This window comes from Mesorhizobium sp. M0954 (genome assembly GCF_040319155.1).
GTDB lineage: Bacteria > Pseudomonadota > Alphaproteobacteria > Rhizobiales > Rhizobiaceae > Mesorhizobium.
The window spans coordinates 205,448-225,525 of record NZ_JAMYNR010000001.1 but is presented as its reverse complement, the minus strand read 5'-3'; the positions used below and the strand labels follow the sequence as shown (position 1 = coordinate 225,525).

Annotated in this window: 13 protein-coding genes; 9 read left to right on the top strand and 4 right to left on the bottom strand. The window is 62.9% G+C overall.

Going from position 1 to position 20,078, the window contains the following annotated elements; translation table 11 throughout:
- Positions 1-143 precede the first annotated feature (143 nt).
- The 5 genes from omp10 (at position 144) to NKH93_RS01070 (ending at position 5,508) form a co-directional block, all read left to right on the top strand.
- A complete protein-coding gene (omp10, locus tag NKH93_RS01090) occupies positions 144-518 on the top strand; it encodes an outer membrane lipoprotein Omp10 (RefSeq protein WP_023720183.1) in 375 nt (124 codons plus the stop codon).
- Between the two features lie 190 nt (positions 519-708).
- On the top strand, positions 709-2,736 hold the full coding sequence (locus NKH93_RS01085) for a 5'-nucleotidase C-terminal domain-containing protein (protein WP_352767132.1): 2,028 nt from the start codon (positions 709-711) through the stop codon (positions 2,734-2,736).
- 150 nt (positions 2,737-2,886) lie between these two features.
- Complete coding sequence (gene hemH, locus NKH93_RS01080; protein WP_352767130.1) at positions 2,887-3,951, top strand: ferrochelatase; 1,065 nt, start codon at positions 2,887-2,889, stop codon at positions 3,949-3,951.
- Positions 3,952-4,082: 131 nt separating this feature from the next.
- The gene (locus tag NKH93_RS01075; protein ID WP_352539357.1) at positions 4,083-5,033 is read left to right on the top strand and encodes an SPFH domain-containing protein; all 951 of its coding nucleotides are present in this window, start codon (positions 4,083-4,085) and stop codon (positions 5,031-5,033) included.
- Positions 5,034-5,043: 10 nt separating this feature from the next.
- Complete coding sequence (locus NKH93_RS01070) at positions 5,044-5,508, top strand: NfeD family protein (protein WP_352454064.1); 465 nt, start codon at positions 5,044-5,046, stop codon at positions 5,506-5,508.
- Between the two features lie 7 nt (positions 5,509-5,515).
- Here NKH93_RS01070 and NKH93_RS01065 read toward each other — a convergent pair whose 3' ends face one another.
- Positions 5,516-6,517, bottom strand: coding sequence for a KpsF/GutQ family sugar-phosphate isomerase (locus NKH93_RS01065; protein ID WP_352777220.1), 1,002 nt, complete (start codon positions 6,515-6,517; stop codon positions 5,516-5,518).
- A 177-nt stretch (positions 6,518-6,694) separates the two neighbouring features.
- Here NKH93_RS01065 and NKH93_RS01060 point away from each other — a divergent pair, with 177 nt between their 5' ends.
- The gene (locus tag NKH93_RS01060) at positions 6,695-8,434 is read left to right on the top strand and encodes an outer membrane beta-barrel protein (protein WP_502896416.1); all 1,740 of its coding nucleotides are present in this window, start codon (positions 6,695-6,697) and stop codon (positions 8,432-8,434) included.
- 132 nt (positions 8,435-8,566) lie between these two features.
- On the opposite strand, the gene galU is transcribed toward NKH93_RS01060, so the two are convergent.
- Positions 8,567-9,472, bottom strand: a complete 906-nt coding sequence (gene galU, locus NKH93_RS01055; protein ID WP_352469528.1) for a UTP--glucose-1-phosphate uridylyltransferase GalU — start codon at positions 9,470-9,472, stop codon at positions 8,567-8,569.
- A 207-nt stretch (positions 9,473-9,679) separates the two neighbouring features.
- On the opposite strand from galU, the gene NKH93_RS01050 reads away from it, so the two are divergent.
- Entirely contained in the window at positions 9,680-10,906 is a 1,227-nt protein-coding gene (locus NKH93_RS01050) for a lytic murein transglycosylase (protein WP_352564889.1), read from the top strand.
- A gap of 26 nt (positions 10,907-10,932) precedes the next feature.
- A complete protein-coding gene (locus NKH93_RS01045; RefSeq protein WP_352818145.1) occupies positions 10,933-12,180 on the top strand; it encodes an SGNH/GDSL hydrolase family protein in 1,248 nt (415 codons plus the stop codon).
- A gap of 22 nt (positions 12,181-12,202) precedes the next feature.
- Here NKH93_RS01045 and NKH93_RS01040 read toward each other — a convergent pair whose 3' ends face one another.
- Both NKH93_RS01040 and gltB read right to left on the bottom strand, forming a co-directional pair.
- Positions 12,203-13,657: a glutamate synthase subunit beta gene (locus NKH93_RS01040; protein ID WP_352818148.1), complete on the bottom strand. Its 1,455-nt coding sequence runs from the start codon at positions 13,655-13,657 to the stop codon at positions 12,203-12,205.
- A gap of 143 nt (positions 13,658-13,800) precedes the next feature.
- Complete coding sequence (gltB, locus tag NKH93_RS01035) at positions 13,801-18,531, bottom strand: glutamate synthase large subunit (protein WP_352918243.1); 4,731 nt, start codon at positions 18,529-18,531, stop codon at positions 13,801-13,803.
- A gap of 475 nt (positions 18,532-19,006) precedes the next feature.
- Between gltB and NKH93_RS01030 the strand changes: the two genes are divergently transcribed.
- Positions 19,007-20,059 (top strand): threonine aldolase family protein, encoded by a 1,053-nt coding sequence (locus tag NKH93_RS01030; RefSeq protein ID WP_352767672.1) that lies wholly within the window; start codon positions 19,007-19,009, stop codon positions 20,057-20,059.
- Positions 20,060-20,078 lie beyond the last annotated feature (19 nt).

Here is a 20,078-nt window from a genome sequence, read left to right as displayed (position 1 = left end):
CGGGCGATTGAAGAGGGGCGGCCTAGAGCCACGTGCGTCCATTTGGACGCACAAAGTACGCTCTAGCACTTTGAATGTGCGCATCGTGCTTTCCGAAAATCGGATCGATTTTCGGGCCGATGCGAGAGGAGAGGATCTTGAAGATGACGATTGCGCAAAGACTGCTTTCGGCTGGCATTGCCGCGGCCGCTACGGTCGCGTTGGCGGCCTGCACGACAACCGGCCCAGGCGAGCCGCCGGTGATCACGGCCAAGGGGGTTGAAGGCTCCTGGATCGACGCGCAGGGCACGGGCTTGTCCACCTTCAAGGGCGGCAGCTTCGCGACCGTCGCAACCGACACCGGCCAGAAGCTTGCCGATGGCAGCTACACCATGACCGGCGGCACCTCGGTCGAGATTCATGGCACTTCGCTGATCCGCCAGACGCCGATCAGCTTCAACTGCCTGATGGTCTCCACCAGCCAGCTCAATTGCACCAGCGCGAGCGGGCAGAATTTTGTGCTGACCAGGCGCACCTGAAATCCGATTCCGAATTTACTTTGCACAAGGGCGGCGGCTTCAAGCCGCCGTCTTCTTGCGCCGGCAAAGCTGATGCCGATTTCCGCTTGCATCGACTGAAACGCGATGTGAACATAGCCCAAGAGGGCTGTTACATCCCAGTCAAACAAGAGCGTTAAACGCCTCTGGTCAAGTTATCCGGGAGACGAGAATGAAGAAGATTGCTGCCATCGCCGCGCTGTCGGCATCGGCGCTTGGCCTGTCGGCAGGGGTATCCTTTGCCGACTACACGCTCAACATCCTGCACATCAACGACTGGCACAGCCGCATCGAGAGCAACAACAAGTACGAATCGACCTGCTCGGCCGAGGAGGAGACCAAGGGCGAATGCGTCGGCGGTGCCGCCCGCCTGGTCACCGCGATTGCGCAGGAGCGCAAGAAGCTGGAGGGCCAGAACGTGCTGCTGCTCAGCGCCGGCGACAATTTCCAGGGCTCGCTCTTCTACACGACCTACAAAGGCAAGACCGAAGGCGAATTCCTCAACCAGATGAAATTCGATGCCGAGGCTCTCGGCAACCATGAGTTCGACGATGGCGAGTCGGCGCTGGCGCCGTTTCTCGACATGATCCAGTTTCCGGTGCTCGGCGCCAATGTGAAGGCCAATGCGCAATCCAAGCTCGGCGACCGCGTCAAGCCGTCGATCGTGGTCGAGGTCGGCGGCCAGAAGATCGGGATCGTCGGAGCGGTCACCAACGACACGCCGGAGCTTGCCACCCCTGGCCCGAACATTGCCATTGAAGATGACGTCAAGTCGATCACCGCTGAGGTCGAGAAACTGAAGCGAGAGGGCGTCAACAAGATCATCGCGGTCACCCATATCGGCTACAAGCGCGAGCGCGACGTGATCGCCAAGATCCCGGGCATCGACGTGGTGGTCGGCGGCCACAGCCATTCGCTGCTGTCCAACACCGACCCCAAGGCGGAAGGCCCGTATCCGACGATGGTCGACAATCCGGACGGTTACAAAGTGCCGGTCGTGCAGGCGGCGTCCTATTCGAAATATCTCGGCGAGTTCAAGGTCGTGTTCGACGACAACGGCGTCGTCAAGGAGGCAAGCGGGGATCCCATCCATCTCGACAAATCGATCACGCCCGACCCCGCCGTGCTTGCCCGCATCAAGGAACTCGGCGCGCCGATCGAGGCCTTGAAGAACAAGGAAGTCGCCGAGACCACCAAGGCGATCGACGGCAGTCGCGAAAACTGCCGCGCCCGCGAATGCGAGATGGGCAATCTGGTCTCCGACGCCGTCCTCGACCGGGTCAAGGGCCAAGGTGTCGAGATCGTCATCTCGAATGGCGGCGGCTTGCGCGCCTCCATCGACCAGGGCACCGTCACCATGGGCGAGGTTCTCACCGTCCTGCCGTTTCAGAACACGCTGGCGACCTTCCAGATCTCCGGCAAGGATTTGGTTGCCGGCCTCGAAAGCGGCCTCAGCCAGGTCGAGGACGGCGCCGGGCGCTTCCCGCAGGTTGCCGGCCTGAAATATGCGTTCGACAAATCGGCGCCGCCTAACGGACGCGTCAAATCGGTCGAGGTCATGGAAGGCGGCGCCTGGACGCCGATTAAGCCGGACAAGGATTACCTGGTCGCCACCAACAACTATGTCCGCCAGGGCGGCGACGGCTACAAGGTGTTCGCCGAGAAGGCCAAGAACGCCTATGATTACGGCCCGGGGCTGGAACAGGTCGTCGCCGACTACCTAGGCGCGCACCGGCCCTATACGCCGAAGCTCGACGGCCGCATCACCGAGATCGCCGCGACCGTGGCCCCGGCCGCAGAACCTGCCAACCCTGCCGAACCGCCAAAACCTGCTGAGGCTGCGCCGGCAAAGCCAGTTGAGCCGGCAATGCCCGAAATGCCGGCCGGCTCCGGCGACATTTCCAAGACGCCGCCGGCCGTCCCGGCTGAAACAGCGCCGGCACCCGCACCCGCCGAGCCGGCCCAGCCGGCGGCACCTGCGGCTCCGGCCACACCGGCTCCGGTGACCCCTGCTCCGGCTGAGCCGGCACCGGCCGAAAGCAGCCATGTAATCGTCGCCGGCGATACCTATTGGGATCTCGCGGTGAAGGCTTATGGCGACGGCACCAAATGGAAAATAATCTCCGATGCCAACAATGCCTACGAGCCACGCCGCCTTCCGGTCGGCGCAACCTTGACGATCCCGGCGGCCTCGAAGTAATCCGGCCGCAGGAACGCAATGCACCCGCCCGGCAGACCGGGCGGGTGTTGCATTTCTGGGATAAGGTGCGGCCAGACGCAGCATTTGAAAACCGGCGCGGCATCGCTACTTTCGCCGCGGCACCGTTGGTTCGCGGTGTTGGAGAACCTCATGACGCTTGCCAACCCTGCTGAAATCAAAGCCGAGCAGACTGCCGCCTCGCCGTCGGCAGGGCGCCCTCTGGTCAGGACCGGCAAGGTCGGTGTCATGCTGATCAATCTCGGCACCCCGGACGGCACCGGGTTCAAGCCGATGTGGCGCTACCTCCGGGAGTTCCTGTCCGATCCGCGCGTCATCGAGCTCAACAAGGCGATCTGGTATCCGATCCTCTACGGCGTGGTCCTCACCACCCGGCCGAAGAAATCAGGGGCCAACTATGCCAGGATATGGAACCGGGAGCGCAACGAGTCGCCGCTGCGAACCTACACCCGCGCCCAGGCCGAGAAGCTCGGGCTCGCGCTCGGCGAGCTACCCAATGTCGTCGTCGACTGGGCGATGCGCTACGGCAACCCTTCGACCGAGAGCGTGGCCGAGAGACTGGTCGAGCAAGGCTGCGACCGCATCCTGTCTTTCCCGCTCTATCCGCAATATTCGGCGACGACGACTGCGACTGCCAACGACCAGCTGTTTCGCGCGCTGATGAAGATGCGCCGCGCCCCGGCCATTCGCAGCGTGCCACCCTATTACAACGAGCCGGCCTATATCGAGGCGCTCGCCCGTTCGATTGAAAAGCATCTGGCTAGCCTCGACTTCGAACCGGAAATTGTCATCGCTTCCTATCACGGCATTCCGAAACCCTATTCCGACAAGGGCGACCCCTACCAGGCCCATTGCCTCGAGACGACCCGACTGCTGCGCGAAAAGCTCGGCTGGGATGAAAACAAGCTGATTACCACCTTCCAGTCGCGCTTCGGCGCGCAGGAGTGGCTGCAGCCCTACACCGACAAGACGGTCGAAAGACTAGGGCGCGAAGGCGTGAAATCGGTCGCCATCGTCAATCCAGGATTTTCCGTCGACTGCATCGAGACGCTGGACGAGATCGGCAGGGAAGCGTCCGAGACCTTCCATCATGCCGGCGGCGAAAAGTTCGCACACATCCCTTGCCTCAACGACAGCGCCGAGGGCATGGCGGTAATCGAGGCGATGGTGCGGCGCGAGCTGTCCGGCTGGGCCTGAACAGATCACCCGTCTATGCACCCGCAATCCGTGATCACCTGATTGTAACATTGCTGAAACACACTTAAGTGTTTGATGGGAATCGGTCGCGTGGAATATCCAACATGGCCGGCCTTTGAGGGGAGAGCCAAATGGGTTTCAGTGGTTTTGATATCGCGCTTCTTGTTCTTGTCGCCCTTGTCGTGCTGGTGCTTATCAAGGGCATCCGAACAATTCCGCAAGGCTATAATTATACCGTCGAACGTTTTGGCCGTTACACCAAGACATTGAACCCAGGCCTCAACCTGATCGTGCCTTTCGTCGACCGTGTCGGCGCCAAGATGAACATGATGGAGCAGGTGCTCGACGTTCCGACGCAGGAGATCATCACCCGCGACAATGCCACCGTTGCCGTCGATGGCATCGCCTTCTATCAGGTGCTCAACGCGGCGCAGGCCGCCTACCAGGTCTCCGGCCTGCAGAATGCGATTCTCAATCTCACGATGACCAACATCCGCACCGTGATGGGCTCGATGGACCTCGACGAACTTTTGTCGAACCGCGACGCCATCAACGAGCGCCTGCTGCGCGTCGTTGACGAGGCGGCGCATCCCTGGGGCATCAAGATCACTCGTGTCGAGATCAAGGACATCAACCCGCCGGCCAATCTCGTCGAATCGATGGGCCGACAGATGATGGCCGAGCGCAATAAGCGCGCGCAGATCCTCGCCGCCGAAGGCCTCAAGCAATCGCAGATCCTGGAGGCCGAAGGGCGCAAGGAAGCCGCCTTCCGCGATGCCGAGGCGCGCGAGCGCTCGGCCGAGGCTGAAGCACGCGCCACGCAGGTGGTGTCGGAGGCGATTTCCAAAGGCGACGTGCAGGCGCTCAACTACTTCGTCGCGCTGAAATACACCGAAGCGCTGACCAGGATCGGCTCAGCGACAAACAGCAAGCTCGTGCTGATGCCGATGGAGGCCTCATCGCTGATCGGCACGCTCGGCGGTATTGGCGAAATCGCCAAGGAAGTTTTCCGAAGCGAAGGCACCGCCGGTGCCGCACGACAGGCCGCCCGCCCGCCGGTCGTTCGTCCGAGCGAAACCTGAGGCCACAGCCATGCTCGACCGCATTGTTTCCGAACTCGGCCCGTGGAGCTGGATGGTCCTCGGCTTCGTCCTGCTGGTAATGGAGGTCATCGCGCCGGGCATTTTCATGCTGTGGATCGGCATTGCCGCGCTGTTGATCGGCGTCGTCTCACTGCTCATCTGGGATGCCGGTTTCTGGACCTGGCAAGTCCAGGTCCTCGCCTTCCTCGCTCTGTCGCTGGTCTCGGCCTATGTCGGCAAGCGGCTGGTGGGCGGGCGCCATGATGAAACCGACCAGCCCCTGCTCAACCGTCGCGGCGCACAGATGGTCGGCCGGACGGCGACCCTTGCCGAGCCGATCAAGGACGGGCGCGGCCGCATAAAGCTGGGCGACACGTTGTGGCGCGTCTCCGGCCCTGACCTGCCGGCCGGCACGCAAGTGCGCGTGACGGGCGCCGCTGATACCGACCTGGAACTGACGGTCGAGGCGGTCTAGAAGCCCGCTAGGCAGCACCGATGCGCAGCAGGTCGTGCAGATGGACGAGCCCGATCGGCCGCCTGCCTTCGACCACCATCAGGCTGGTGATAGCCGAGTCGTTGATTGTCTGCAGCGCCGTCGCAACAAGCGTGTCGGGCGAAGCCATTTTCGGCTCTCTGGTCATCACCTGATCGACGCTCATTGCCAGGAGATCGCTGCCGATATGGCGCCTGATGTCGCCATCGGTGATGATGCCGATCAGCTTGCCGTCCGCGGCAGTCACGGCCACGCAGCCAAACCCCTTGCGCGACAATTCGAGGATTGCCTCGCGCATGCCGGTACCTGACGACACCAGCGGCAGCCTGTCGCCGACATGCATGATCTCGCGGATCTGCGTCAGGTTGGCTCCGAGCTGGCCGCCGGGATGGAACGTGCGGAAATGGTCCGGGGTGAAGCCGCGTGCCTCGAGCAGCGCGATGGCCAGCGCATCGCCCATCACCATTTGCAATAGTGTCGAGGTCGTCGGCGCAAGCCCGTGCGGGCAGGCTTCCGGTGCTCGCGGCAGCAGAAGCACAACGTCGGCCGCGCGCGCCAGAGCCGATTTTTCACCCGCGGTGACCGCGACCAGCGGGATCGAGAAGCGCCTCGAATAGGCGATGATGCCCTTGAGCTCAAGGCTTTCGCCCGACCACGAAAGCGCGATTATGGCGTCGTTTCTGGCGATCATGCCAAGGTCGCCGTGATTGGCTTCGGCAGGGTGGACGAAAAAGGCCGGCGTGCCGGTCGAGGCGAGCGTTGCGGCGATCTTCGAGCCGATATGGCCGCTTTTGCCAACCCCGGTGACGATGACGCGGCCATCGATCTGCGACACCATGCCGACGGCTCGTGCGAACGGCTCGGCCAGCCCGTTTTCGAGAGCGTCTGCCAGTGCCGCGACGCCGGCCTGCTCCGTCGCCACGGTTCTCAGCGCCGAGGCAATCGCGGCCTGCCCGTCATGCCGCTTCCTGTCTGGGGATTTCACGTTCATGGACGATGCGATTAGCGCTTCGGCGCGCGCCTGTCCAACGGAATTGCCGTGCCGAACCTCCTGATGGGCCATGCCTCAACGCTCCGTTAACCATCCCCATTTACGGTTTCGTAAGTATGGCGCGCGTGCGCCGCGCAAGCAGTGGTGCCGATGTCCGGGTTTCAGCCTCAAAACAAAATGGGACGAAAGGGCAAGGCGGTCTGCGCTTTGCTGCTGGCAACCAGTGTCTTTGCGTTGTCGCGGCCGGCACTGCTTTGCGCCCAGGAAACCGAGCTGCGCGGCGAGGTTTCGGAATCGACAATCCTGGACGAACAGCAGTACAAGATCAGGCAATCGAGCATAGCCGGAACCCAAGCCGCGCAGGCTGCTGCAACCGCCAACGACAATACGCCGCTGCCTACCTATCGCCCGGCCAGCCAAGGGGCGTTGCCTGACGACGGCACGGGCGAGGCGGCCACAACCGGCGGCACTTTCGATCAACCAGCGGCCAGCGGCGACCCATTTCCCGACAACCCTGCTCCGCCACCCCGACGGCGGCCAAGCGCGACGCCACGCGCCGCCAATGCGGCCAACGCCGAAGACGAGACCGCTGACAGCCAGAAGCGCAAGAGAGCCGCGACTGCAGCCGCGGCGGCGACCGATGACACCGATACCGCCGCTATAGACGAGCAGGATACGGTCAACCGCCGTGCCGTCACCATCGATTCCGCCGAGAGGCTCAGGCTCGACCCCGGTGCCGAGCGCACCGAAGCCATCGAAGGCCAGAACAAAAAGAACGAGGACGACCCGTTCGCCGCCACCGGCATCAAGCTCGGCTCTTTCGTAATCCGGCCGACGCTCGAGCAAGGCCTGACGTCTTCGACAAACGCCGATTCGAGCAGCCTCGGCAAGCCGGCCTTGCTGTCGGAAACGACACTGCGCTTCAACGCCGTCTCCGACTGGAGGGAGAATTCGGCGACGGTTGAGGGCTATGGCATCTTCCGCGAAACCTTGTCCGGCTATGACATTCACGAGGCGCAAGGCCGCGTCGACGGCACACTCAACATCGATCTCGACAATGATCTGCGCGCCATCGCCAAGCTGGGCTATGAGGCCGTGCCCGAATCGGCCTCGGCGCCGGACGCGGTCGTCGGCGCCGTTGGCCAGCCGGTGCGCCAGACCGTGAACGGCAGTCTCGCCGTCGAGAAGGATGCCGGCAAGATGCGCTTCGCGCTGACCGGCGCGATCGAGCACGACATCTTTGGCGACGCCAAGCTTTCGTCGGGCGGATCGCTGTCGCAGAAGGGCCGCGACTCGACGCTCTACACGGCCATTTTGCGTACCGGTTACGAGATCTCGCCTGCCATCACCCCGTTCACCGAAATCGAGATCGGCCGGCGCGCTTATGATTTGCGCGTCGATCCAAACGGCTTCCAGCGCTCCTCGACCAGGCTTGGCGCACGGGCCGGCGTCGAGCTCGATCTCCGCGAGAAGCTTACCGGCGAGTTCTCGGTCGGCTGGCTGCGCGAAGCTATCGACGACGATGCCCTGCCGGCTATTTCGGGCGCGACGGTCAATGCCGATCTCAAATGGTCGCCGGAACGCGGCACCACGATCGGGCTCACCGCACAGACGACCGCCGAGAACACGACGAATGCGGGCGAAAGCGGCGACATGCTCTATTCCGGCAGCCTCACCGGCGAGCGGCAGATCCGCGCCAACCTGACCGGAAATGCCGCTCTCGGCCTCGAATGGCGCGACTATACCGGCTCCGACGATCATGATTTGACGCTGAGCGCCGAGGCTGGGCTGACGTGGTGGCTGAACCGCTACACCGGGCTCACCACCCGCGCCAGGACTGAAAAACTGACCAGCAACCTGATTGGGCGCGACTACACGGCCAACAGTATCTTCGTCGGCTTGAAGTTGCAGCGCTAAATGCATGTCGCGCAAAAGTGTGCAGCGGTTTTGCGATAACGACTTGCCTAAAACAAGAACCTAAAGCGCGTCGCATGAGGCCGGTCGAACGCGGCGCGCTTTAGCCGATCAGCGCGGCAACCGGTGTTGAAACTACAAGGCTATGCCGCGGCGTTCTGACGGCGCGAGTTCGTCGAGAAGCGTGCGAATGACACCGGCCATGCTCGCATTCATGTCTCTGCGCCACAGTGCGAAGGCAACGTTGGCCTCGACGAAGCCTTCGGGCGAGCCGCAGTCGAACGTCCGCCCGCGGTAGTGGTAGCCGTAGAAGGGCTGTTGCTTCTGCAGCTTCAGCATTGCATCGGTGAGCTGGATCTCGTTGCCGGCGCCTTTTTCCTGACCTTCGAGTATCTTGAATATCTCCGGCTGCAGGATATAGCGCCCGTTGATGTAGAGGTTCGACGGCTCCGTGCCGGTCTTCGGCTTTTCCACCATGCCGGTGATGCGGAAACCGTGATGCGCGTCCTCGCCGCGGCCGACAATGCCGTATTTGTGCGCCTCGGCCGGATCGCATTCCTGCACGGCGACGATGTTGTTGCCGGTCTCGGCGTAAAGCTCGACCATGTCCTTCATGCAGCTTTTTTCCGACTGCATGATCATGTCGGGCAATAGCAGCGCAAAGGGCTCGTCGCCGACGAGCTCGCGCGCGCACCAGACGGCGTGGCCAAGGCCGAGCGGTACCTGCTGGCGGGTGAAGCTGGTCTGCCCCGGCGCCGGTTGCAGCCGCTGCAGGCGGGCGAGCTGGTCGTCCTTGCCGCGCTGCGCAAGCGTGTCGTAGAGCTCGAACTGGACATCGAAGTGATCCTCGATGACCGCCTTGTTGCGGCCGGTCACGAAGATGAAATGCTCGATCCCGGCATCGCGCGCCTCATCGACCACATACTGGATGACCGGCCTGTCGACGACCGTCAGCATTTCCTTGGGAATGGCCTTGGTAGCAGGGAGAAAGCGCGTGCCGAGACCGGCAACCGGGAACACTGCCTTGCGAACTCTCTTCATGTGCCAATTATCCATTTGCATGCCTGTTCGGCAATCCCGATTCGAGACATTTTCATGCCGAAATCGAGGATTACTGAACGGCGGGTCATAAATCTCAGCTGGTAAAGCATTGACGCATCTTTTCACCCCGCACGGCACCTATGGTAAACCAAATGCTAACCGGGTTCGGCGATGAATAGTCTTCCTGAGATGAAGAAGGAGGAAAAGATGTCCGTTCGCAACGCCGCAAGGCGCTTCACCAGCGTCCTGACGGCCGCCAGCCTCTCGCTTGCTTTGCTCATGCCCAGCGGGCCGGCTTTTGCCGATGCCGGCTTCCGCCAATGGGTCGCCAGCTTCCGTGCTACCGCCGTGGCGAGCGGCGTTTCCGGCTCCGTCTACGACCAGGCATTCAAGGGCATCAACGATGCTGACCCGGTGGTACTGGAAAAGGCCCGTACTCAACCCGAATTCACCGCACCCGCCTGGGATTATTTCGACAACCGCGTCCATGACCAGTCGGTCGCCGTCGGCCAGCAGATGGCAAGGAAATGGAAGCCTTGGCTGGACAGGATCGAGGCAAGATACGGCGTCGACCGCTACATCCTGCTGGCCATCTGGTCTATGGAATCGAACTACGGCGAAACTCTCAAGCGCGATGATATCATGCGCAATGTCGTGCGCTCGCTGGCGACGCTTGGTTATGCCGATCCGAAGCGAGCGAAATTTGCCCGCACCCAGCTGATCGCGGCGCTGAAGATCCTGCAGACCGGCGACATCGACGAAAGCCATCTCAGCGGCTCATGGGCCGGCGCGATGGGCCATACCCAGTTCATCCCCACCAGCTACCAGTCCTATGCGGTCGATATGGACGGCAACGGCAAGCGCGACATCTGGAATTCGATTCCCGACGCACTGGCGACAGCCGCCAATTTGCTGAGGAAGAACGGCTGGCAGGCAGGCAAGACCTGGGGTTATGAGGTCAGCCTTCCGGACGGCAAGAAGCTGCCCGGAGGCTCAAAGTCGCTGTCGCAATGGCAGGCGCTGGGGGTCAGCCGTGCCAACGGCAAGCCGTTCAAGAACGGTGCGGACAAGGCGACGTTGAAGCTGCCCGGCGGCAGCGGCGGGCCGGCTTTCCTGATGATCAAGAATTTCTCGGTCATCAAGCGTTACAACAATGCCGACAAATATGCGCTCGCCGTGGGCCTTCTTGCCGACGAAATTGCCGGCTATGGCGGGCTTGTGCAGGACTGGAAGCGACCGTTTACCAAGCTCTCCTTCGAGGAAAGGCAGGAGCTTCAGAAGCGACTTTCCGAGCACGGCTATTACGACGGCAAGTTCGACGGCAAGATCGGTGACGGATCGAAAACCGCCATCATGGCCTTCCAGGCAAAGGCTGGCTTGACCCAGGACGGGTATCCGAGCAAGGAAGTGCTGAAATGGCTCAGGCAGAACTAGAGCCGGTTGCGGGATGGAGAGGGTGATTGGTTTCGGCTGCGCGCATCCGGTTAATCGTTCGTCGCGTGCCGATCCTCGTTCTGGCGATCGCCGTTCTGGCGGTCGGCGGCGCCAGTGCCTTTCATACCGCGGCCATGGCGCAGGAGCCGGAAAGTCGTGGCTGGTCGCTGCGCGACCTGTTGTTTCCGCGCAGAAGCGAGCGGTTTGAGCAGCCGCCGCCCGAATACCAGCGAGAATTCCAGAGAACAAAGCCCAGGCCCAAGCTGAGAAAGCCCCGGTCAGTTAGCCGGCCGCCGCCGGCCGAGCCGACAACCCCAGTGGCCGAGAAGGCGCCGGGTGCACGCGTCGTTCTGGTGGTCGGCGATTTCATGGCGTCTGGGCTGGCTGAGGGGCTCGACGCCGCGTTTGCTGAAAACACCGGCGTCAGGATCGTCGTCCGTGCCAACGGATCGTCGGGCTTCGTGCGTGACGATGTCTACAACTGGCCAGAACAGGTCAAGTCGCTGATCGCTGCCGAAAAACCGGCAGCCGTCGTCGTCATGCTCGGATCCAACGACCGGCAGCAGATGCGCGTCGGCGATGTACGCGAGCAGCCGCGATCCGAAAACTGGACCAAGGAATACGAGCGCCGGACCGATGCGTTCGGCAAGGCCATCGCCGCAACCAAGGTGCCGTATCTGTGGGTCGGCATGCCGGCCTTCCGGGTCTCGAAAATGACCTCCGACATGCTGGCCTTCAACGACATCTTCCGCTCGTCCGCCGAAAGCCACGGCGGCGAATTCGTCGACGTCTGGGACGGGTTCGTCGACGAGAACGGCGCCTTCATCACCAGCGGACCGGACATCAACGGCCAATCGGTGCGCCTGCGCTCCGACGACGGCATCAACATGTCGAAGGCCGGCAAGCGCAAGCTCGCCTTCTATACCGAAAAGCCGCTGATGAAGATCCTGGGGCTGGCCGCGCCAGGAAGCGTGGTGACGGCTTCTGCCCCGGCCGGCGCTCCCGTCGAGGCGCCGGCACCTGCCGCGGCACCGATAGCTGTCGATCGCACCGTGCCGATGCTGCTCAGCGATCCGGCGCTGGACGGCGGCTCGGAACTTCTCGGCGCCGCCCCGCCGGCAAAAGCTGACAAGAATTTGCCGGGCGAAAGGCTGATCGTCGAGGGCAAGGCGCCCGACGCCTCACCGGGCCGCGCCGACGATTTCTCCTGGCCGCCCAAGACACAGCCTGCGACGGCGGCCGCATCCGATACGACGACGGCGATCCGCCAGTAAACAGAACCTCTTCGGAACGGGCTCAGCGCGGCAGCACGCTCGATCCCATCAGCGCCTCGTCGATGGCGCGCGCCGCCTGGCGACCCTCGCGGATCGCCCAGACGACCAGCGACTGGCCGCGCCGCACGTCGCCCGCCGCATAGAGCCTTTCGACGCTGGTCCTGTAGTCCCGGTCATTGGCCTCGACATTCTTCGAACGGCGGCTGTCGATGACGATCTTCATCTGCCCGTCGAGTTCCGAGATCGGCCCGCGAGCGGCTGGCCCGGCAAAGCCGATGGCGATGAACGCGAGATCGGCGCGGATGACGAATTCCGTGCCCGCGATCGGCTTGCGCTTTTCGTCGACCTCGCAGCATTTGACCCCGGTCAGCTGGCCGTCTTCGCCGATGAATTCAAGCGTCGCCACCTGGAATTCGCGCTCGGCGCCTTCGGCCTGCGACGACGACGTGCGCATCTTGGTCGCCCAGTAGGGCCAGACCGACAGCTTGTCCTCCTTTTCCGGCGGCTGCGGCCGGATGTCGAGCTGGGTGACGCGCACCGCGCCCTGGCGGAAGGCGGTGCCGACGCAGTCTGAGGCAGTGTCGCCGCCGCCGACGACGACGACGTGCTGGCCGCCGGCGACGATCGGGCGCGACGGCCATGCCACCGACTGGATCGGCTCGCCGCCGATACGCTTGTTCTGCTGCACCAGATACGGCATGGCGTCGTGCACGCCGTCGAGATCGTCGCCCGGGATGTTGGCCGGACGCGGCGTTTCGGAGCCGCCGCAATAGAGCACGGCGTCATATTCGGCGAGCAGTTCGGCGACCGGCTTGTCGACGCCCACATTGACGCCACAATGGAAGCTGACACCTTCGCCCTGCATCTGCTCGATGCGCCGGTCGATATAATGCTTCTCGATCTTGAAATCGGGGATGCCGTAGCGCATCAGCCCGCCCGGCCGGCTCTCGCGCTCATAGACGTGAACGTCATGGCCTGCGCGGCCGAGTTGCTGGGCAGCCGCCATGCCTGCCGGCCCCGAGCCGATGATCGCGACGCGCTTGCCGGTCTTCCGTTCCGGCGGATAGGGCCGGATATGGCCGGTTTCATAGGCTTTGTCGGCAATGGCCTGCTCGATGGTCTTGATGGCGACCGGAATATCCTCGAGGTTCAGCGTGCAGGCTTCCTCGCAAGGTGCGGGGCAGATGCGGCCGGTAAATTCCGGAAAATTGTTGGTCGAATGCAGGTTGCGGATCGCGTTTTCCCAGTCGCCATTGTAGACGAGGTCGTTCCAGTCCGGGATCTGGTTGTGGATCGGGCAGCCGGTCGGTCCATGGCAATAAGGAATGCCGCAATCCATGCACCGCGCGGCCTGTTTCTCGACCTCCTTGTCCGACATCGGCAGCGTGAACTCGCGGAAATGCCGGATGCGGTCGGAAGCCGGCTGGTACTTGTGCACCTGCCGGTCGATCTCGAGAAACCCTGTTACCTTGCCCATAGTCCAGTCCCTGCTGTCCGGAAGGCACGCCTGGCGACGCACCCGTTAACCTCATAAGGCAGCTGTGGCAACCTTCAGTCCGAGGTCAGGATTGTTGATGAAGATGGTTGCCGGGACGCATGGCCTCCCGGCAATTTCCAAATCTATTCCGCCGCCACGTTCATGCGCATCCGCTCCATCTCGATCAGCGCGCGGCGGTATTCGACCGGCATGATCTTCCGGAATTTCGGCCGGAAAGTCGCCCAGTCGTCGAGGATTTCGCGACCTCGTACCGAGCCGGTGTAGTGGACGTGGTTGGAGATCAGCTGGTAGAGCCGCTCCTCGTCATGGCTGGTCATATCGCCGGATACGTCGACACGGCCCTTATGGTCGAGATCGCCGCCATGGTGGAGCAGCTTTTCCATCAGGTCGTCCTCTTCCGGAACCGGCTCCAGCTCGACCATCGCCATGTTGCAGCGTTCGGCGAAATCACCCGCCTCGTCGAGCACATAGGCGACGCCGCCCGACATGCCGGCGGCGAAGTTGCGGCCGGTCTGGCCGATGACGACGACGATACCGCCAGTCATGTATTCGCAACCATGGTCGCCGACGCCTTCAACGACGGCGGCGACACCCGAATTGCGCACGGCAAAACGCTCGCCGGCAACGCCGCAGAAATAGGCCTCGCCCTCGGTTGCGCCGTAGAGCACGGTATTGCCGACAATAATGGATTCGGCAGCAACGATTTTCGTGTTCTCCGGCGGGCGGATGACAATGCGGCCACCCGACAGGCCCTTGCCGACATAGTCGTTGGCGGCGCCCACCAGTTCGAACGAGACACCGCGCGCCAGGAAGGCGCCAAAGGACTGGCCGGCCGTGCCGGTGAGCTTGACCGAGATCGTGTCCTCGCGCAGGCCCTTGTGCTTGAAGCGCTTTGCCACCTCGCCCGACAGCATGGCGCCGGTCGAACGGTCGACGTTGCGGATCGGCAGTTCGATACTGACCGGCTGCCTGGCTTCGAGCGCCGGCTTTGCGAGTTCGATCAGCTTGCGGTCGAGCACGTCGTCGATCGGATGCTTCTGCCGCTCGGTCCAGTGCACCGCCTCGTGCGGCGCATCGGGCTTGTAGAACATCTTGCTGAAGTCGAGCCCGCGTGCCTTCCAGTGCTGGATCAGCTCGCGCTTTTCCAGAAGGTCGGTGTCGCCGATGATCTGGTCGAGATGGGTGTAGCCCATCTCGGCAAGCAGCGCCCGCACCTCTTCCGCCACATAGAAGAAGAAGTTGATGACGTGCTCGGGCGTGCCCTTGAAGCGCTTGCGCAGCACCGGGTCCTGTGTCGCGACGCCGACGGGGCAGGTGTTGAGATGGCACTTGCGCATCATGATGCAGCCGGCCGCGATCAACGGCGCAGTCGAAAAGCCGAACTCGTCGGCGCCGAGCAGTGCGCCGATAATGACGTCACGCCCGGTGCGCAGGCCGCCATCGACCTGCAGCGCGACGCGCGACCTGAGGCCGTTGAGCACGAGCGTCTGGTGCGTCTCGGCAAGGCCCATCTCCCACGGGCTGCCGGCATGCTTGAGCGAGGTCAGCGGCGAGGCACCGGTGCCGCCGTCATAGCCTGATATGGTGATGTGGTCGGCACGCGCCTTGGCGACGCCGGCCGCAACCGTGCCGACGCCGACTTCCGAGACCAGCTTGACCGATACGTCGGCCGCCGGATTGACGTTCTTCAGGTCGTAGATGAGCTGCGCCAGATCCTCGATCGAATAGATGTCGTGATGCGGCGGCGGCGAGATCAGGCCGACGCCCGGCGTCGAGTGCCTGACCTTTGCTATGGTCGCATCGACCTTGTGACCCGGCAGCTGGCCGCCCTCGCCTGGCTTCGCCCCTTGCGCGACCTTGATCTGCATCATGTCGGAATTGACAAGATACTCCGCCGTGACGCCAAAGCGTCCCGAGGCGACCTGCTTGATCGCCGAGCGTTCGGGGTTCTTGCCGCCGCCCGGCAGTGGCAGATAGCGATCGGCCTCTTCGCCGCCCTCGCCGGTGTTCGACTTGCCGCCGATGGCGTTCATGGCGCGCGCCAGCGTCGTGTGCGCTTCCCTTGAGATCGAGCCGAAGGACATCGCCCCGGTCGAGAAGCGCTTGACGATATCGGCCGCCGGCATCACCTCGTCGAGCTTGACCTTCTTACGCCCGGTCTCTTGCGCAAGCTTGATCGTGAACAGGCCGCGAATGGTCTGCGCCTGCGCCGTCTCGCTGTCGATCTGGGCGGAATAGTCCTTGAACGTCTCCCACGAGCCTTGGCGCACGGCGTGCTGCAAGGTCGCCACTGCGTCGGGCGACCAGATATGGGCCTCGCCGCGCATGCGGAACATGTATTCGCCGCCGACCTCGAGGCTGTTGCGCAGCACCGGGTCGTTGCCGAAGCCGTCGGTGTGGCGGCTGACCGTTTCGGCGGCGATCTCGTCCAGCCCGACGCCTTCGATCAGCGTCGCCGTGCCGGTGAAGTACTTCTGCACGAAGTCCGACTTGAGCCCGATGGCGTCGAAGATCTGCGCGCCGCAATAGGACTGGTAGGTCGAGATGCCCATCTTGGACATCACCTTGAGGATGCCCTTGCCGATCGACTTGATGTAGCGGGAGACGACCTCGTAGGCATCGACCTCCGCTGGCAATTCGCCACGCTTGTGCATGTCGAGCAGCGTGTCGAAAGCGAGATAGGGATTGATCGCCTCGGCGCCGTAGCCGGCGAGACAGCAGAAATGATGCACCTCGCGCGGCTCGCCGGATTCCACGACGAGCCCAACCGAGGTGCGCAATCCCTTGCGGATCAAATGATGGTGCACGGCCGCCGTTGCCAGCAGCGCCGGAATGGCAATGCGATCCGGGCCGAGCTGACGGTCCGAAAGGATGATGATGTTGTAGCCGCCGGCGACCGCCGCCTCGGCGCGCTCGCACAGCCGGTCGATGGCGCCCTGCATGCCGGCCGCGCCTTCATTCGAACCGTAAGTGATGTCGATCGTCTTGGTGTCGAAACGGTCTTCGGTGTGGCCGACGGAGCGCAGCTTCTCCAGATCGCCGTTCGTCAGGATCGGTTGGCGCACTTCGAGCCGCTTGCGGCGCGAATTGCCGACAAGATCGAAGATGTTGGGCCGCGGCCCGATGAAGGACACCAGGCTCATCACCAGCTCCTCGCGGATCGGGTCGATCGGCGGATTGGTGACCTGTGCGAAATTCTGCTTGAAATAGGTGTAGAGCAGCTTCGATCTGTCCGACATTGCCGAAATCGGCGTGTCGGTACCCATCGAGCCGACGGCTTCCTGGCCGGTGGTCGCCATCGGCGACATCAACAGCTTGGTGTCCTCCTGGGTGTAGCCAAACGCCTGCTGGCGGTCGAGCAGTGAGACATCCCTGCGCAGGGCGCGCGGCTCGACCGGGTTCAGATCCTCGAGGATGAGCTGTGTGTTGGCGAGCCAGCTCTTGTAGGGATGCCTGGTCGCGATCTCCGACTTGATTTCCTCGTCGGAAACGATGCGGCCCTTGTCCAGGTCGATCAGCAGCATGCGGCCGGGCTGCAGCCGCCACTTCTTGACGATCCTTTCCTCCGGCACTGGCAGCACGCCGGCTTCCGAAGCCATGATGACGCGGTCGTCATCGGTGACGATGTAGCGCGCTGGCCGCAGCCCGTTGCGGTCGAGCGTGGCACCGATCTGGCGGCCGTCGGTGAAGGCAACCGCCGCTGGCCCGTCCCACGGCTCCATCAGCGCTGCGTGATACTCGTAGAAGGCCTTGCGGTCCTGACCCATCAGCTTGTTGCCGGCCCAGGCTTCCGGGATCAGCATCATCATGGCGTGGGCGAGCGAATAGCCGCCCTGCGTCAGGAATTCGAGCGCATTGTCGAAGCAGGCGGTGTCCGACTGCCCTTCGTAGGAGATCGGCCACAGCTTCGAGATGTCGTTGCCGAACAGTTCGGAATCGACCGAGGCCTGCCGCGCCGCCATCCAGTTGACGTTGCCGCGCAGCGTATTGATCTCGCCATTGTGGGCGACCATGCGGTAGGGATGCGCCAGCTTCCACGACGGGAACGTGTTGGTCGAGAAGCGCTGGTGGACCAGGATCAGCGCCGTCTCGAAACGCGGGTCGGTGAGGTCCTTGTAGTAGGCGCCGACCTGATAGGCCAGGAACATGCCCTTGTAGACGATGGTCCGCGACGACATCGAGACGACATAGAAGCCGTTGTCGACGCCTTTGGTCTCCTCATGGATGCGACCGGAAATGACCTTGCGCAGGATGTAGAGCCGCCGCTCGTAGTCGTCGTCGTTCTCGATCTCGGCGCCGCGGCCCAGGAACACCTGCCGGTGCACCGGCTCGGAAGCGGCGATGTCGGGCGCCTTGGACAGCGACGAATTGTCGACCGGCACGTCGCGAAAGCCGAGCAGCGGCTGGCCCTCGAGTTGCGCCACCTCGGCGATGATGCCTTCGATATGCGCCTGCAGCTCCGGGTCGCGCGGCATGAACACCTGGCCGACGGCATAGTGGCCGGGCTTCGGCAGTTCGACCCCTTGCTTGGCCATCTCCTCGCGGAAGAAGCGGTCCGGCAGCTGCACCAGCACGCCGGCGCCGTCACCCATCAGCGGATCGGCGCCGACCGCGCCGCGATGCGTCAGGTTTTCGAGCACGGCAAGGCCGTCCTCGACGATCTGGTGCGACTTCACGCCCTTCATGTTGACGATGAAGCCGACGCCGCAGGCATCATGCTCGTTGCGCGGATCATAGAGGCCGTGCGCGGCATAGCCGGTGTTGGTTCGCCGAATATTGGTCAGGGACGGATTTTTGACGGCTGCCGCTGTCGTCTGCGCGGCCTTCGTCGCAGATGGCGTCATGTCCGTCATCGTCCTGTCCTCCGTTCCGTCCCCTTCGGGCGCTGGTTTCCGTCGGGAAGCGCGTGGCTCCCCTTTCAATCTGCGGCACGTCTTGCGAAATTCTTGCCGACCGTGCGGCTTTCCGCATGGTTCGCATATGGTATTCGTACAGGCCGGAGCCAGACTGTCTAGCTGTCGCTCGCGGCAATGGCCGCAGAGGCGCAATCATATGCCAATGCGGCCAGTTTTGTGCGACAAAATAAGACAGCACTACTGTCCTAAATTTTTATGACAGAAATTTTGGATGCACACAAGACCGATTCACAAATTTCTTGAAGCTTTCGCGACAGAAAATTGCGCGGAACGCCGTGTCAGCGTAACCTTCCGTCGCTGCATCTACGCTCATGCGTTTCACTGGCTTTAGCGGATTTTCGGTATCTGCCCCTTGCGGCCGGCATGCGAAAGCGGCCAAGCTCGCACCGATTTCCCCAGCATAGGCAGACGCATGATTTTCGCTTCCGACAATTGGGCAGGCGCCCATCCCCGTATCGCTGCCGGCCTGTCGGCCCATGCCGACGGCTTCTCCACCGCCTATGGCGACGGTGCCCTCGACAAGACCGTTTACCAGCGCTTCAATGAGATCTTCGAATGCGAAGTCGCGGTGTTTTTCGTCGCCACCGGCACCGCTGCCAATTCGCTGTCGCTGACTACCTATAACAAGCCAGGCGGCATTTCCTTCTGCCATCGCGAATCGCACGTCATCGAGGACGAATGCGGTGCACCGGAATATTTCACCGGCGGTTCGCGGCTTTATACAGTCGAAGGCGCACTCGGCAGGATCGATGCCGGCAATCTGGAACGGGCGGTGGACCGTTTCGCACCCGAAAACGTCCATTCCGGGCGGCCGGTTGCCGTTTCGATCACCCAGTCGACCGAAGTCGGCACCGTCTACACGCTGAACGAAATCGCCAGGATTTCGGCGATCGCAAAGCAGCATGGACTGCCGCTGCACATGGATGGGGCCCGCTTTGCCAATGCGCTCGTCGCGCTGGAAACGACGCCGGCCGAAATGACCTGGAAGCATGGCGTTGACATCCTCTCCTTCGGCGGCACCAAGAATGGCTGTTGGTGCGCCGAGGCGATCGTGCTGTTCGACCTCGAGCGAGCCAAGGAATTGGCCTTTTTGCGCAAGCGCGCGGCCCAACTGTTCTCGAAATCGCGCTTCATCGCCGCGCAATTCGATGCTTATTTCAGGGGTGGACTGTGGCTCGACACAGCACGGCACGCCAATGCGATGGCGGCACGGCTTGCCGCGGCGATAGAAGATTCCCCTTCGGCCCGGCTGGCCTGGCTGCCGCAGGCGAACGAGGTCTTCGCAGTCATGAAAAAGGCCGAGGCCGAAAGAATGCAAGCGGCAGGGGCGGCCTTCCACGACTGGCACAGGCCGCTCGGCTACGACGGCTACATTGGCGAAGACGAAGCGCTCTATCGGTTTGTCACCAGCTTCGCGACCACGCCCGACGAGGTCGACCGTTTCGGCTACCTGCTCGCCGGATAGCAAGCCTTGCCCACCAGCA

Coding starts and splice junctions, on each gene's coding strand:
- omp10 (WP_023720183.1), top strand. CDS start 144: ATGACGATTGCGCAAAGACTGCTTTCGGCTGGCATTGCCGCGGCCGCT.
- NKH93_RS01085 (WP_352767132.1), top strand. CDS start 709: ATGAAGAAGATTGCTGCCATCGCCGCGCTGTCGGCATCGGCGCTTGGC.
- hemH (WP_352767130.1), top strand. CDS start 2,887: ATGACGCTTGCCAACCCTGCTGAAATCAAAGCCGAGCAGACTGCCGCC.
- NKH93_RS01075 (WP_352539357.1), top strand. CDS start 4,083: ATGGGTTTCAGTGGTTTTGATATCGCGCTTCTTGTTCTTGTCGCCCTT.
- NKH93_RS01070 (WP_352454064.1), top strand. CDS start 5,044: ATGCTCGACCGCATTGTTTCCGAACTCGGCCCGTGGAGCTGGATGGTC.
- NKH93_RS01065 (WP_352777220.1), bottom strand. CDS start 6,517: ATGAACGTGAAATCCCCAGACAGGAAGCGGCATGACGGGCAGGCCGCG.
- NKH93_RS01060 (WP_502896416.1), top strand. CDS start 6,695: ATGGGACGAAAGGGCAAGGCGGTCTGCGCTTTGCTGCTGGCAACCAGT.
- galU (WP_352469528.1), bottom strand. CDS start 9,472: ATGAAGAGAGTTCGCAAGGCAGTGTTCCCGGTTGCCGGTCTCGGCACG.
- NKH93_RS01050 (WP_352564889.1), top strand. CDS start 9,680: ATGTCCGTTCGCAACGCCGCAAGGCGCTTCACCAGCGTCCTGACGGCC.
- NKH93_RS01040 (WP_352818148.1), bottom strand. CDS start 13,657: ATGGGCAAGGTAACAGGGTTTCTCGAGATCGACCGGCAGGTGCACAAG.
- gltB (WP_352918243.1), bottom strand. CDS start 18,531: ATGACGGACATGACGCCATCTGCGACGAAGGCCGCGCAGACGACAGCG.
- NKH93_RS01030 (WP_352767672.1), top strand. CDS start 19,007: ATGATTTTCGCTTCCGACAATTGGGCAGGCGCCCATCCCCGTATCGCT.